Origin of the sequence: Lysobacter capsici (assembly GCF_014779555.2) — a bacterium.
Taxonomy (GTDB): Bacteria; Pseudomonadota; Gammaproteobacteria; order Xanthomonadales; family Xanthomonadaceae; genus Lysobacter; species Lysobacter capsici.
Genome location: NZ_CP094357.1, coordinates 2,954,297 through 2,968,973, shown reverse-complemented (window position 1 = coordinate 2,968,973; position 14,677 = coordinate 2,954,297). Strand labels below are relative to the sequence as shown.

Sequence of the window (14,677 nt, the reverse complement as noted above, 5' to 3'; positions counted from 1 at the left end):
TACTAGGCTTGCGCTGCGACGCTGTGGCTGCGAAGGCGTCTGTTGATCCAGAAGTAGGCCGACGGGTTGCGCCTGATCGCCTCCTCCAGGATGCGATTGACCCGTGTCGCGTCCGCGGCCGGATCCTCGCCGAATCCCTCCAGCGGCGGCGAAAGCGAGATGCGACAGCCGTCGCGTTCGCGGTGGTGGGTGAACGCGACCACGGCCGCGCCGCTGAGCTTCACCAGCCGCGTCGCCGACGACAAGGTACTGAGCACCATGCCGAAGAACGGCGCCGGCACCTGATTGCGATCGCGGTATTCCTGATCCGGCGCGAACCACAGCACCGCGCCGTCGCGCAGCGCGGACAACACGCCGCGCACGTCGCTGCGTTCTATCATCGTGAGCTGGCGCCGGCCCCGCGATCTGCGCGACGCCGCGTCGACGATCGGATTCGGTCGGCGCATGTACATCGCGCACAGGGGGACGCGCTCGTTTAACAGCTGCACCGCGGTTTCCATGTCGCTGAAATGAAAGCCCAGCAGCAATACGCCGCGTCCTTTCGACGCCAGTTCCTGAAGGTGCTCGAGCCCGTCGACGACGCAAGGCTGGGTGGACGCATCGCCGAACCACCAGCGGCCCTTTTCCAGATAGCCCAGCACCGCCTGGGCAAGGCTGGCGCGACCCATGTCGATGCGGGCGCGTTCGCTCAGCTCGGGAAAACACAGGGAGAGATTGTCGAGGATGATTTGACGCGACTCGGCTGAAACAGACCAGTAGACCGCGCCCACGACCTTGGAAATCGGGGCCAGCATACGCAGCGGCAGGATGCTCGCAAGCCGCAGTATCGACAGTTCGACGCCCGCTGCAATCCATTGCCGCACTGTCATTTCTGACATCTTGCCAACTCCATTTTTTTCAGAAAGACGATCCCCGGGACGTCCCCAACGCCCCAAAGCACTTCAATGCACGCGAGCGACCCGGCCGACCGCCCATTCATCCGTCGGACGATCGGGCGAGGCCTGCTCTTTCCAGTGGCCGCCGCAGTATATTGAAGCCTTCATCGCACACAACATGTCGCATGACGACTCCATATGCTTGATGATGATTCCACAGAATAGCAACAACACACGCACTCATCGTAAGGTTATGCGCCGCATTGCACGCCGATGTTTTTTGCAATGCAGCACGTCCCCGTCGCTGCAAGGATTCGTGGCATGACCCTTCTTTCTTCCGCTTCCTCTCTCGGCCCACGGCCGCTGTCGTCGCCGGCATCGTTCGTCGATGCGTTCCAGGCGCAGGCGGCGAGCACGCCGGATGCGGAGGCGCTGCGCAGCGGCGCGGCGCGGTTGAGCTATGCGCAGTTGGACGCCGCGTCCAATCGCGTGGCGCATGCGTTGATCGATCTGGGCGTAGTGCCCGACACCCGCGTGGGCCTGTGCGCCGAACGCGGGATCGAACTGGTGGTCGGCCTGCTGGGCATCCTCAAGGCCGGCGGCGCCTACGTGCCGCTGGACCCGGGCTATCCGCGCGACCGCGTGCTGCAGATGCTGGAAGATTCGTCGCCGGTCGCGATGGTAAGCGCCGATGGCGCCGCCGCGCGACTGGGCCTGGACGGCGTCGCGGTGCTGGACGTGGAAGCCACCGCCGACAGCGCGCAGTCGCACGCGCCGCAAGTGGCGTTGCGCCCCGACCATCTGGCTTATGTGATCTACACCTCAGGTTCCACCGGTCGCCCGAAGGGCGTGATGGTCGAGCACCGCCAATTGCTGCACCTGTGGCAAGGAATGCGCGAACGCGTATTCGACGAATTGCCGCCGGCGCTGTGCGTGGCGCTCAATGCCAGCGTGTCCTTCGATGCCTCGCTGCAGGCGCTGGTGCAGCTGGGCTCGGGCCACACGCTCTGCATCGTGCCTGCGAACGTGCGCGCCGATGCCGGGCGCATGCTGGACTTCCTCGACACCGAAGCGGTGTCGGTATTCGACTGCACGCCATCGCAACTGGACCTGTTGATCCACGGCGGCCTGTTCGAACGGGCGCTGCCGCGATTGCGCGCGATCCTGGTCGGCGGCGAAGCGTTTCCGGCCACGGCGTGGAAGCGCGCGGCCGCCGCTCCGGTGGCTTGTTACAACGCCTACGGTCCGACCGAATGCACGGTCAACAGCACGCTGGCGCGGGTCAGCGCCGAACACGGTCCGCATCTGGGCGAACCGCTGCCGGGCGTGCAGGCTTATGTGGTGGAAGCCGATGGAACCCTGGCCGCGCCGGGTGTGGTCGGCGAGCTGTGGCTCGGCGGCAACGGCGTGGCGCGCGGTTATCTGCATCGCCCCGAGCTGACCGCTGAACGCTTCATCGACAACCCGTTCGGCGAGGGTCGGTTGTATCGCAGCGGCGATCTGGTACGGCGTCGCGCCGACGGCCGGCTCGATTACCTCGGCCGCAACGACGATCAGGTCAAGATCCGCGGCTATCGCATCGAGCTCGGCGAGATTGCCGCCGCGCTTTGCGAGCATGCGGACGTGCGCGACGCAACCGTCGTGCCGTTGCGTTCGGAGGACGGCGACGTCCGGCTCGCGGCCTATGTCATACCGGCCCAGGCCGCGCCGACGCCGACCGACCTGCGCGCCTTCCTCGCGCAACGGCTGCCGGAGTACATGCTGCCTTACGCCTACGTCTGCGTGCCGGCGTTCCCGACCGGCGCCAACGGCAAGATCGACCGTGGCGCGCTGCGCCCGCCGGCCTCGGCCGATATCGCCGGCCGGCCGTTCCTGCCGCCGCGGGGCGAGATCGAAACGGCGATCGCGCAGCTATGGACGCAACTGCTGCGCGTGGACCGGGTCGGCCGCGACGACAATTTTTTCGAACTCGGCGGTCATTCCCTGCACGCGATGCAGCTGATCGAGCGCATGCACCGCATCGGCCTGGAAGCGGACATGCATGGCTTGTTCGTGCAATCGACCCTGGCCGGCTTCGCCGCGACCGCGCGCTGGTCGGCGCGCGCGCAACCTGCGCGCAGCGAGGCCGACGCGTCCAGCCCCGGCTGGATCGACTCGCCGGCCTCGCAGAAACAATGCTGCGACTGGGCCTTCAATCAGGTCACGCTCGCCCAGGGACGCCCGTCGCTGTGCGTGCAGCAGCGGGTGAACGTCGCGCAGGCCGATCCGGAACTGCTGCGCCAGGTGTTCGATGCCGCCGTTGCGCGTCATGAAGCCTTGCGCACTACCCTGCACGTGACCGACGACCGGCTGATCCAGCGCACCCACGGCAGTCATGCGCTGGCTCCGATCGAACCGGTGGACCTGCGCGCCGAGACCGACCCGGACGCGGCGCTCGACGCCCTGGCCGACCGCGTCCGCGCGCGCACCTTCGATTTCGCGCGACTGCCGCTGTTCACCGTCGATCTGGCGCGGCTGCCCACCCACGACACGGTGATCTTCACCTTCGACCATGTCTGCATGGACCAGGCCTTTCTCGGCCGTTTTGTCGCCGAGGTCGCCGAGGACTACGCCGCCCGTTCGCAAGGCCGCGCCAACCCCATCGATATGCCGGGCGGAACGTATCGGCAGTACGCGCAGTGGGAACGCACCGAGATGTCCGGCGAGAGCGGCCGCCGTCATATCGATTACTGGACCGACCTGATCGGCCGCGTCGGCGTCCAGCGCTACACCGACCGCTTCGCCGACTACCCGACGCCCTGGTTCGCGTCGCATCGCCAGTACATCGCCAACGCGCTGTCGAAACTGCCGACGGGCATGGATCCGCATCTGGCCGCGCACGCGCATCGCTACGTCGGCAACCTGTTCCACGAACCGGTGCCGATGGCCCGCTTCAGCACCTATGTCGGACCCGAGATCTTCCACGCCCTGGCGGCCAGGGCGATGCGCGCGAAACTTCCGCTCAGCGCGCTCGCCATCGCCGCCGCCAACGTGCTGATCCAGCGCCTGACCGGGTTGGATGCGACTTTGATCTCGGTGCTCACCGAAACCCGGCCGTTCGGCGCCTGGCAGGATTCGGGCGGCAGCTTCGTCAACGATGCGTTGTATGCGGTCGAATACGCCGGCGACACCGGCGTCGACGAGGCCATCGCGCAGATCGCCGCGCAGACGCCCGCGGTCAGCGAGCACAAGGTCTGCCTGCTGCCGGCGGTGCTCAGCGCCGCCGACGTTTCGCTGGAAGCCATCGGCACCTTGTGCCTGAACTACATAAGCGCCGAGAGCGACAAGCCGCTGGCGCCGTTCGCGTCGCGCCATCAGGACGGCGGCTTCGCTTCGATGGAGTTCAACCTGACCGTGGTCCAGTACCACGATGGCCTCTACATCGATTGCGAGTACCGCAAGGCGCGGTTCGCGCCGCGCACGATCGAGCACACGGTCGTGGGCGGATTCGTCGACGTGCTGCGCGCCTTCGCCGAGAGCGGCAGTCCACGCGTGGCCGATATCGCGCTGAGGTTTCCGCCCGCGCCGCCGACACCCGCGCGGCGGGTCGAGCCGTCGCCACTCAGCCCGGTCGACGCATGACCGCGATGGATGCCTTGGCGCATGCGGATCGACGACCGCTGAAAGTGCTGATGCTGGGCTGGGAATTGCCGCCCGCCATCACCGGCGGACTGGGCGTCGCCTGCGAGGGCTTGCTGCGCGGTATCGGCGCGCTCGGCGGAATCGGCGTCGATTTCCTGCTGCCCGCATCGCCGGGGATCCGCGGCGATTATCCCGCCGCGGTGCGGATCGTCGAACTGGACGGATGCGACGATCCACGCGCCGGCGCTCGCGCTCAAGGCGCTTACATCGCATACCGCGAAAAGGCGGCCCGGTACGCCGCCGCGACCTTGCGCGCCTTGCCGGGCCTCGGCGATTTCGACCTCATCCATGCCCACGATTGGCTTACCTTCGAAGCGGCGCTGGCGATCAAGCGCGCCACCGGCAGGCCGCTGGTCGTGCATGTCCACTCGACCGAGCACGATCGCGCCGGCGAGCACCGCACCAACCCGGTGATCGCCGAACTCGAACGCCTCGGCATGCAGGCGGCCGATCGCATCGTGGCGGTCAGCCGCTATACCGGGCATGGTCTGGTCCGCAATTACGGCCAGAGCGCCGACAGGATCGACGTGGTCTACAACGCCGGTCGATCCCGCCGGGCCGACCCGTCGCCCGCCGCGCCGCCCGCGGACGGATGCGTGTGCTTCATCGGCCGCATCACCGAACAAAAGGGCCCGGAAGCCTTCGTCGAGGCCGCCTTGCGGATCCGCGAACGCGTGCCGGATGCGTGCTTCGAAATGGCCGGCGACGGCAATCTGCTGCCGCTGATGCGCTCGCTGGTGCGCGCGCTCGGTCTGTCCGAAGCGTTCTCGTTTCCGGGCTTCATCGACCGCGAGGAAGTGACCCGCCTGCTTGCGCGCAGTCGCGTGCTGGTGATGCCTTCGCTGTCGGAGCCGTTCGGGCTGGTCGCGCTGGAAGCGATCGAGGCCGGCGTGCCGGTCGTGCTGTCGCGCAACTGCGGCCTGGCCGAGCGGGTGCCGAGCGCGATCTGCGTCGATCCGGACGACATCGATGCGATCGCCGATGCGGCCATCGGCCTGCTGACCGATCCGGCGTACGCGCGGGCACGCGCGCTGGCCGCCGCGCGGGAGGCCGCGGACCTGGACTGGACGCGATCGGCCGCCGCGCTCAAGCAGGTTTATGACGTCGCGCTGGATACGGCGATGCCGCAGCGGATTCCGCTAGCGACCTGCTGAAACCGCTGCGCGTGGCTAGCTGACGAACAACGCCACCGAAGGGCCGTCGCCCGAGGCGAACACCAGTTGTTCGCCATCCGCGCCCGCTGTCGCCGCACCGCCGTCGCGGGCCACGCAGAAACAGGCCACGCGCCGCTGCGATCCGTGAACCAGCGTGCGCACGATGCGCAGACGCTGCGCGTCGCCTTCGAACGTCAACGCGCCACCGTCCCAGTCGGCCAACACCCGATGGCGCTTCACCGCCTCCAGCAATCGCGCGAAGACCGCGCCGGGCCCGTCGGGATCGCGCGTCAGCGGCGCGGGCATCGCCTTGCGTGCATGTTGTTCGGAGTAATCGAAATAACGGTCCAGCTCGGCCGGCGCCGCCCGTCGATCGTCGTAACCGCAATACACGCTGGGGCCATTGGCACTCATCGCCAGGGCCAGCGCCAGCCCCGTCACCACGAGGTCGCGCGTATGCGCCGTACCGTTGAAGATCGGCCTAAAACTCGGATCGTGATCGATGACGATGGGAACCAGGCAGCACGGCGGCACCTGCCAGTGCCGCCGCTGTTCGGCGATCGCCGGCAGCAGGCGCGACCAATCGCCGCTCGCGAGCAGCGCCTGCTGAAGCGCGTGCGCCAGCGGAAAATCGTAGAGATAAAGTCCTTCGACCGACGGCCCGACGGCGGACAGCGCGAAACGCAGATCCCGGTAATGCAGGCTCCAGTATTCCAGGACCGCGAAGAACGGCGCCGCGCCGGCATCGTGTACCGCCTCGCGCAGCGCGTCCAACGCGGCGCGCAGCGGCGCCAGGCCGAGGTGCTTGGCCATGTCGACCCGGAACGCGGACACCCGCGCCTCGCCGATCTGCCATTGCGCGCGCGCCAGAACCCGTTCGCGTACTTGCGGATCGAACAGATTGGGCCGGGGCAACTGGTAGTACTCGCCCAGATGCGTGCGCGTCACCACCTTGATGTAGTCGCCCAACGGCAGACCGTCGGGCGACGGGATCGCATCGCAGCTTTCCAGCCCGCTCAGGAAGTCGCCTGGTTCGTCCAGCGGCGACACCTGATCGGCCAGAGCCAGCGCCAACGGGGTGCATCGCGATGTCGGCGGCGCAAGACGCGGCAACTGCGGCGGATAACCCATCGTGCCGAGCACCGAATCCTGGATCAGGCTGAGGCCGCAAGCGGCGGCGGCATGACGCAGCGCGATGTAGTCGCCGGCATCGCCCAGGACCGGGTCCACGCCGCGCTCGCCGCTGCTCCAGTAGCCGTGATTGTTGAGATACGGATGCAGCGCGCCGTCGTCGCCTTCGACGTAGTACAGATCGGTGCTCTGGCGATCGACCACGCCGAGCAGCACCGCATCGAAGCCTGCGGCCGCGACCTCCGGCAGGTCCATCGCCAACGCTTTCAGCACCGACTCGGGGCCGGCGGGACTGAGCAGGCGCGGCAGCACATGCAGGGACGCGCCCAGCAGCGGATGGCTGGCTCGGCCGATTCCCGGCAGCGGTCGGCCGCGATGGATCCGTTCGCCGTCGCCCGCGTCGAATTCGAAGGCCTGCGCGCAGGCCTGCGCGACGCGGTCTTCGTCGTCGCGCGCATCGGCATGCCACGACGCGCCGGCACCGCGACCCGATGGCCGCACGGCGCGCTGCAGCGCTTTGCGGTAGGCATAGAACGCGTCGATCTCGTCGTCGCGCAGCGCGTGCGCGTCGACCGGCACGCCCATGTCCTGCAGCGCGTGTTCGATCCTCACCGGGCCGCGGTGAACGACGATGTCCGCGTCCTGCGAATGCACGGCGAACGCACCCTCCGCCAGCGCCGGCGATTCCTGCGCCAGCGGCCAGAGCGCCAGGCGCACCTGCGTCTTCATCACGCCCTCGCCCGCTTCGCGCGCGATCCGATGCGCGATCAGCACCGGTCGAGAGCGATCGTCCGAACGCAGCACGCAGTCGGCGTACAACTCGTCCCCGCTTTCCAGCAGAAACAGCAGATGACGCAGGAACAGGCGCAACCGGCGCTCGGCCGGCGCGGCCGGCGCGTCGATGAGTTGCCGCAACGCGCTCAGCACGTCCGCGAACCCGCAATCGCCGGCCGCGATCAACGCGGCGATGCACGAACGCAGATCGCCCGGCGCCGCGTCGGCGGACTCGCAAGCGGGCTCGCGCACTAGGCCGGGGCCCCGGCGCGCTTCGGGTCGAACCGCATCCAGCCCATCTGACGTCCACGGCCCTCGGAACACAGCAGCCAGCGGTCGCTGTCGCTGTATTCGCGCAATTCCGGAAACGGCGACAGATCGCGCGCGGCCATTGTCATTTCGGTGATCGCGTGGGTCGCGGCGGCATTGCGCCTGAGCGTTTGCATGCGCTGCGCGCCGTCCTGGAAGAACCAGTCGTGCAGTTCCAGGAAGATCACCGCGTTGCCGAACGCGCCGAACGCGGCCTCATCGAGCAGTTCGAATTCCGCGCCCTCGATGTCGACGAACAGCACGCAGTCGTCGACGACTTCGGCGGGCAGGTCGCGGTAGAAACCGGGGTCGGCCTTGCCGCGGATCTCGACCCGGTCCTCCAAGCCGTTCAAACGCGCGGTATCGCCGATGATCCGCCGGCCCTTCTCGCCCATCTCATAGCAATACGAGCGCTGGCACAGGCCCGACACCAGCGCGCCGACGCCGTAGTAGCCGTCGCCCGCGCCGAGATTGACGAAGGCTTTTCTTCCGCCGGTTTCGGCCAGCGACTCCAGCACTTCCTGCTCGTACAGACCGAGCAGGATCGGCGCGCGGTCGGCGACGCTCCAGGCCGTGTCCGGCCCGAGCCGCATGCCGCGGAACGGCCCGTAGCGGACGGTCGAGGCGAGCGCGAGGTCGAGCTGCCGCGCCAGTTCTATCCGTCGACGCTCGACGTAGGCCGCGGTGTCCATCCGCCGTCCCGGCAACAAGGCATACAGCATTCTGTTGAGCATTCCCTCTCCTCTGGCTAAACGCTTGGCTTCGACTCATGCTCGGCCGGCAACGGCACGAGCGCGGGCGCGTCATTCCACGATGGCGGCGCCGGGCCTCAGGTTGGCGAGAAAGGCCCGCAACGGCGAGTGGGCATCCGTCGGCACCAGCGCGGCGAAATCGGCCACGCGCGTCGGCGTCCCCTGCTTCACGCCCGCCAACAAGGCCGCGACTTCCTGCGTGTGTCGATCGAACACCAGCACCTGCCCATGGGCGCAGGCCAGCAACTTGTCGCCGACGGTGGTCCAATCCAGGCCGTGCCGATCCTCGTCGACCACGGCCTGCGCATCGCAGTCGTGCTCGCCGGCCTGATCGCCGACGCCGTGCTGCGGCAACGGACCGAAGCCGGCCGAGGTTCGAATGCCGAGCGTATGCGCGGCGAACGCAAGCTCGGCCGCGTGCGGCGCATTGATGTCCGCGCTCAGCGCATCCCACATGCGGCGCAGGCGTTCGGGCGATGACATGCCGCCGCCCGCGGCGGACGCGGCGGACAAGCCGTCGAGATCGAGGGCATCCAGAGCCTTGTGATCCGAATTGGCCGCCGGCCCCGATGGCAACACGACCGCCTTCTTGAGGATCTCGCTCGTATCGCCTTTATGGTAGATGCCGATGCTGAGCGAAGCGCAGAAGCGTCCACTGTCGTTGACCGCCACATGCCATTCGCCGGCGGGCCAGTACAGCAAGTCCTCCGGCCCGACCTCCAGGATCGTCGCATCGGCCAACAGCGCCGCCAGCGCCTCGCCCGCGTGCGCCGGCGAGCCCGCCTGGACCAGCTCGGCGCGATGCTCGAAATATGCGCGCGGCCAGAACGCCATCTTCTTGGTCCCGATGCCCGTGGCCATCAGGACATGGCAATCGTCCATGTGGATGCCGAACGGCGTGCTGCTGTACGTGCCCGCGTAGATGCACGAGTGGATGCCACGGGCCGGATAGCCCACGCGCCCGAACAAGCCGTGCAGGGTCGGGGTGAGCTTGCGGCGGATCGAAGGCAGGGCGATGTCGACCTTGTCCAGGATCACCGAGAACTCCGACCCGGGAAAGGCCTGTCCGACCTGCGCCTCGTACTGCTCGAAGCTGCGGATATCCGGCCCCGGGAAGAACGCGAGCAGTTCGTGGATGGCCGGCGAACGGCCCGCCAGATTGGCGCGGCCGAACGGCTCCTTGCGGCCCGAGGCCATGGCCTGAGCGGTGGTCGACAAGGCCTGGATGAATTCGGCCGGAGTGAACAGGGGCGCCGACAGCGCATTCTTGAACAAGCGCGGCGGCCCGCCCCACGCATTCGCGATCTGCGTGGCCAGCGCGTGTTCGTCGTCGAGAAGCATCGCATCAACATCCGTTTGATCGAGAGCGCCTAATCTAGCGGCATCCATGCAAAGTCACCACCGATTTCCCGGCATGTTCCCGGCATGCGCCGTCACGATCCGGCTCGCGCGCTCGCGGTCCCGCGGATGGCCCCTGCTCCATCGCGGGTGATCGCCGACCCTTGGACTTGCCGACCTAGCGAGTCCATGCTCCCGGCGGGGTGCGTGGCCGCGCCGCCCGCACATCCGTCCCCGAACGGTGCGCCAATCGAAGCCGAGCCGATGTCCCGCACACGCTCCCCCGTCACGCCACGCCCTTTAATCAACTCTTAAAGTCGCCCTCCTAGGCTGCGACCAATCCGCCTGACCAGGACAGGCGACAATGGCGCGTCCCGCGGCCGCCGATTCGTGCGGCGGTTGCATCAATCTCTTTATCTCTTTTATGGAATCTTCCATGCGCGCAGTTGTTCCGCGTTGGTTAGCGGTGATCGTTGTCTGTTCCTGGCTGGCGGCGTGCGGTGGGGCCAAGGACGAACCCGCCGCGGCGGGCGGCGCGTCGGGGCTGGCGGTGTCGCTGGCACCGGCGCAGTCGCAGCCGTTGGCGCGCAACGTGCTGGTGTCCGGGCCGGTGTCGGCGTTCGAGGAGATGCAGTTGGGCGTGGAACTCAGCGGCCAGCGCGTGACCGCGCTGCGGGTCGACGTCGGCCAGGCGGTCAGCCGCGGCCAGGTGTTGCTGGAACTGGACCATCGCACCCTCGACAGCGAGCTGGCCCAGGCCGATGCCTCGTTGAAGCAGGCGCAGGCGTCGTTGACGCTGGCGCAGGTCAACTACGAGCGCGGCGCGAAACTGGCCGCCACCCAGTTGGTCAGCGCGAGCAGCCTGGATGAATTGCGCGCGACCCGCGTGCAAGCCGAAGCCCAGGTCGCCACCGCCCGCGCCGCCCGCGACGCGGCGCAACTGCGTCGCGATTTCGCCGAACTGCGCGCGCCCGCCGACGGCATCATCTCCAAGCGTCTGGTGCAACCCGGGCAAGTGGTCGCCGCCGGCAGCGAACTGCTGCGCCTGATCCGCGACGGACGCCTGGAATGGCGCGCCGAATTGCCCGAAGAGCAATTGTCCGCCGTGACCGTCGGCGACAGCGTCGAACTGCCGTATGCCGGCGGCACCGTCGCCGGCCGCATTCGCGCGGTCAGCCCCGGCGTCGATGCGCAGACCCGCACCGGCACGATCTATGCCGATCTGCCCGAACCCGGCGCGCTCAAGCCCGGCGTGTATGTCGAAGGCCGCATCGTCACCGGCGCCGGTCGCGCCCTGATGGTGCCCAGCGCCGCGATCGTGCAGCGCGACGGCCACAGCTACGTGTTCACGATGAAGGACAAGCAGACCGTGCAGCGCCTGCGCGTGCGCACCGGTCAGACCGCGCAGGGCCGGATCGAAATCATCGAAGGTCTGAAGGAAGGCCAGCAAGTCGTCGCCGAAGGCGCGGGCTTCCTCGGCGACGGCGACCGCGTGCGCGTGGTGCAGGCGGCGCAGCAGGCCGGCAAGGCGACCGGCCAAGGGACGAAGCAGCCATGAATTTTTCCGCCTGGGCGATCCGCCGCCCGCTGCCGGCGATCATGCTGTTCTTCGTGCTGTGCGTGGCCGGGCTGTGGGGTTTCTTCAAGCTGCCGGTGGCGCGTTTCCCCGATATCGCCTTCCCCATGACCACGGTCACGGTGACCCAGCCGGGCGCGTCGCCGAGCCAGCTCGAAGCCGAGGTCACGCGCAAGGTCGAGGACTCGGTCGCGACCGTCACCAACGTCAAGCGCGTGATCTCCACGGTCAGCGAAGGCGTCAGCACCACCACGATCGAGTTCAATCTGGAAGCCGATCTGGCCACCGCGCTGGACGACACCCGCGACGCGGTGACGCGCATCCGCACCGATCTGCCGCAGGACATCCAGGAACCGGTGATATCGAAGGTCGATATCGGCGGCTCGTTGATGACCTATGCGCTGGTCGCGCCGCAGATGACCGCCGACGAAGCCAGCTGGTTCGTCGACCGGCAAGTTTCGCGCGCCATGTACGGCGTAGCGGGCGTGGCGCGCGTTACCCGCGTCGGCGGCGTCGAGCGTCAGGTGCGGGTCGATCTGGATCCCAACGCCCTGCTCGCCTTCGGCGTCACCGCCGGCGACGTGTCGCGGCAGTTGGCGCAGATCCAAGTCGAACGCGCCGGCGGCAAGGCCGAACTCGACCGCACCCAGCAGACCATCCGCACGCTCGGCACGGTCGGCAACGCGCAGTCCTTGCGCGATTACTCGATCAGCCTGCCCGACGGGCGTTCGGTGCGCCTGTCGACCTTGGCCAAGGTCAGCGACGCCGCCGCCGATCCGGCCCAGGTCGCCTTGCTCGACGGCCGCGACGTGGTCGCGTTCTCGATGTCGCGCACGCGCGGCTCCAGCGAGGTCAAGGTCGAAGCCGGCGTGCATGCGGCGCTGGACCAGCTCAAGGCCGAACACCCAGGCATCGACTTCCGCCTGGTCACCACCGCCATCGACGAGACCCACCGCTCCTACGATTCGTCGATGACGATGCTGTGGGAAGGCGCGTTGCTGGCGCTGCTGGTGGTATGGGCGTTCCTGCGCGACTGGCGCGCGACCTGGGTCTCGGCGCTGGCGCTGCCGCTGTCGATCATCCCCACCTTCGCGGTGATGTACTGGTTCGGCTTCACCTTGAACCTGATCACCCTGCTCGCGCTGTCGGTGGTGGTCGGCATCCTGGTCGACGACGCCATCGTCGAGATCGAGAACATCGTGCGCCATCTGCGCATGGGCAAGCCGCCGCTGGAAGCCGCGCGCGACGCCGCCGGCGAAATCGGCAACGCGGTCATCGCGACCTCGCTGACTTTGGCCGCGGTGTTCGTGCCGGTCGCCTTCATGCCCGGCATCGCCGGCAAGTTCTTCCGCGAGTTCGGCTGGACCGCGGCGACCGCGGTGCTGTTCTCGCTGCTGGTCGCGCGTCTGCTGACGCCGATGATGGCCGCCTACCTGCTCAAACCGCACGGCGAAGAGCCGGCCGAGTCGCGACTGATGCGCTGGTACCTGGGCTGGGTCGACGCCGCGCTGCGGCATCGCGCGCGCACCTTGTGGATCGCCACCGGCCTGTTCTTCGCTTCGCTGGCGCTGGTGCCGTTCATCCCGGCGACCTTCATTCCGCAATCCGATCTGGGCCGCAGCAATCTCAGCCTCGAGCTGCCGCCGGGCACGCGCCTGCAGGAAACCGCGGCCGTCGCCGAACGCGCGCGCGCATTGGTCAAGGACATTCCGGAACTCAAGCAGGTGTACACCGCGGTCGGCAGCGTGCTCGATCTGGGCGACCCAGGCGCCACCGGCATCGGCGAAGCGCGCAAGGCGACCTTGGTGCTCGACTGGGGCGTGGCCGACGATCGCCAGCGCGATCAGCGCGCGCTCGAACGCGACGCGCGCGCCCGCCTGGCCAATCTGGCCGGCGTGCGGGTGAGCTATGTCAGCTCCGAACCCGGCAATCAGTTGCAACTGGTGCTGTCCGGCGACGATCCGCAGCATCTGCAGGAGGCGTCGATCGCGCTCGAACGCGATCTGCGCGGCATTTCCGGCCTCGGCAGCGTCAGTTCGTCGGCGTCGTTGCTGCGTCCGGAAATCCAGATCGTGCCGAACTCGGCGCGGGCCGCGGACCTGGGCGTGGCGACCGCCGACATCGCCGAAGCCGCACGCATCGCGACCTCGGGCGATTACGAACAGCGCCTGGCCAAGCTCAACCTGCCCGACCGGCAGATTCCGATCCGGGTCGGCTTCGCCGAAGCGACCCTGTCGAATCCGGCCTTGATCGGCCAGTTGCGCGTACACGGCCGTTACGGCCCGGTGCCGCTGGCCGCGGTCGCGGATATCCAGATGGGCAGCGGGCCGTCGCAGATCTCGCGCTATCAGCGTCAGCGCAACGTCACCCTGACCGCCGAACTCAACGGCCGTCCGCTCGGCGAGGTCATGGAGACCGTGCAGAAACTGCCGAGCGTGCAGCATCTGCCGCCCGGCGTGAGTTTCCTCAACACCGGCGATGCCGAAGTCTTCGTCGAACTGTTCATCGGCTTCATGCTGGCGATGGCGGCCGGACTGATCTGCATCTACATGGTGCTGCTGTTGCTGTTCAACCATGCGCTGATGCCGCTGACCATCCTGACCGCGGTGCCGCTGTGCGCGGGCGGCGCATTCGGCGCCTTGCTGCTGACCCAGAACATGCTGTCGCTGCCGGCCTTGATCGGTCTGTTGATGTTGATCGGCATCGCCACCAAGAACTCGATCCTGCTGGTCGACTACGCAGTGATGGCCGAAGACGAACACGGCATGAGCCAGCACGACGCGCTGATCGACGCCTGCCGCAAGCGCGCCCAGCCGATCATCATGACCACCTTGGCGATGGGCGCGGGCATGATGCCGATCGCGTTGGGGTTCTCCGGCGATTCCAGCTTCCGCGCACCGATGGCGATCGCGGTAATCGGCGGCCTGATCACCTCGACCCTGCTGAGCCTGATCGTGATCCCGGCCGCGTTCACGGTGGTCGACGATCTGGGCGAATGGTTGACGCGGCGGTTCCGTCATCGTTCCTCGCATCCGGTGCAACACCCGGCGTCGAGCTGATAACGGATGCCCTGGTCGTCCCGCTCCT

General features: G+C 67.9%; 8 protein-coding genes. 4 read left to right on the top strand and 4 right to left on the bottom strand.

From position 1 onward, the window contains the following. Positions 1 to 2 precede the first annotated feature (2 nt). Positions 3 to 863 (bottom strand): lysophospholipid acyltransferase family protein, encoded by an 861-nt coding sequence (locus IEQ11_RS12395; RefSeq protein WP_191820617.1) that lies wholly within the window; start codon positions 861 to 863, stop codon positions 3 to 5. Positions 864 to 1,196: 333 nt separating this feature from the next. Here IEQ11_RS12395 and IEQ11_RS12390 point away from each other — a divergent pair, with 333 nt between their 5' ends. Both IEQ11_RS12390 and IEQ11_RS12385 read left to right on the top strand, forming a co-directional pair. Then, entirely contained in the window at positions 1,197 to 4,496 is a 3,300-nt protein-coding gene (locus IEQ11_RS12390) for a non-ribosomal peptide synthetase (RefSeq protein ID WP_191820616.1), read from the top strand. Beyond that, complete coding sequence (locus IEQ11_RS12385; protein ID WP_191820615.1) at positions 4,493 to 5,710, top strand: glycosyltransferase family 4 protein; 1,218 nt, start codon at positions 4,493 to 4,495, stop codon at positions 5,708 to 5,710. The genes IEQ11_RS12390 and IEQ11_RS12385 overlap by 4 nt, the downstream gene beginning before the upstream one ends. A 15-nt stretch (positions 5,711 to 5,725) precedes the next feature. Here IEQ11_RS12385 and IEQ11_RS12380 read toward each other — a convergent pair whose 3' ends face one another. The 3 genes from IEQ11_RS12380 to IEQ11_RS12370 form a co-directional block, all read right to left on the bottom strand. Next, entirely contained in the window at positions 5,726 to 7,867 is a 2,142-nt protein-coding gene (locus IEQ11_RS12380) for an alpha-amylase family protein (RefSeq protein WP_191820614.1), read from the bottom strand. Continuing rightward, positions 7,867 to 8,658, bottom strand: a complete 792-nt coding sequence (locus IEQ11_RS12375) for a hypothetical protein (protein ID WP_191820613.1) — start codon at positions 8,656 to 8,658, stop codon at positions 7,867 to 7,869. Before IEQ11_RS12375 ends, IEQ11_RS12380 begins: the two co-directional genes overlap by 1 nt. Before the next feature lie 69 nt (positions 8,659 to 8,727). Continuing rightward, positions 8,728 to 10,017 carry a JmjC domain-containing protein gene (locus tag IEQ11_RS12370; RefSeq protein ID WP_191820612.1) on the bottom strand — a complete coding sequence of 430 codons (1,290 nt, stop codon included), beginning with the start codon at positions 10,015 to 10,017 and terminating at the stop codon, positions 8,728 to 8,730. Between the two features lie 433 nt (positions 10,018 to 10,450). On the opposite strand from IEQ11_RS12370, the gene IEQ11_RS12365 reads away from it, so the two are divergent. Together IEQ11_RS12365 and IEQ11_RS12360 are read left to right on the top strand one after the other, a co-directional pair. Beyond that, positions 10,451 to 11,572: an efflux RND transporter periplasmic adaptor subunit gene (locus IEQ11_RS12365; protein ID WP_191820611.1), complete on the top strand. Its 1,122-nt coding sequence runs from the start codon at positions 10,451 to 10,453 to the stop codon at positions 11,570 to 11,572. Continuing rightward, complete coding sequence (locus IEQ11_RS12360; protein WP_191820610.1) at positions 11,569 to 14,649, top strand: efflux RND transporter permease subunit; 3,081 nt, start codon at positions 11,569 to 11,571, stop codon at positions 14,647 to 14,649. The genes IEQ11_RS12365 and IEQ11_RS12360 overlap by 4 nt, the downstream gene beginning before the upstream one ends. The last annotated feature ends 28 nt before the right edge of the window (positions 14,650 to 14,677 follow it).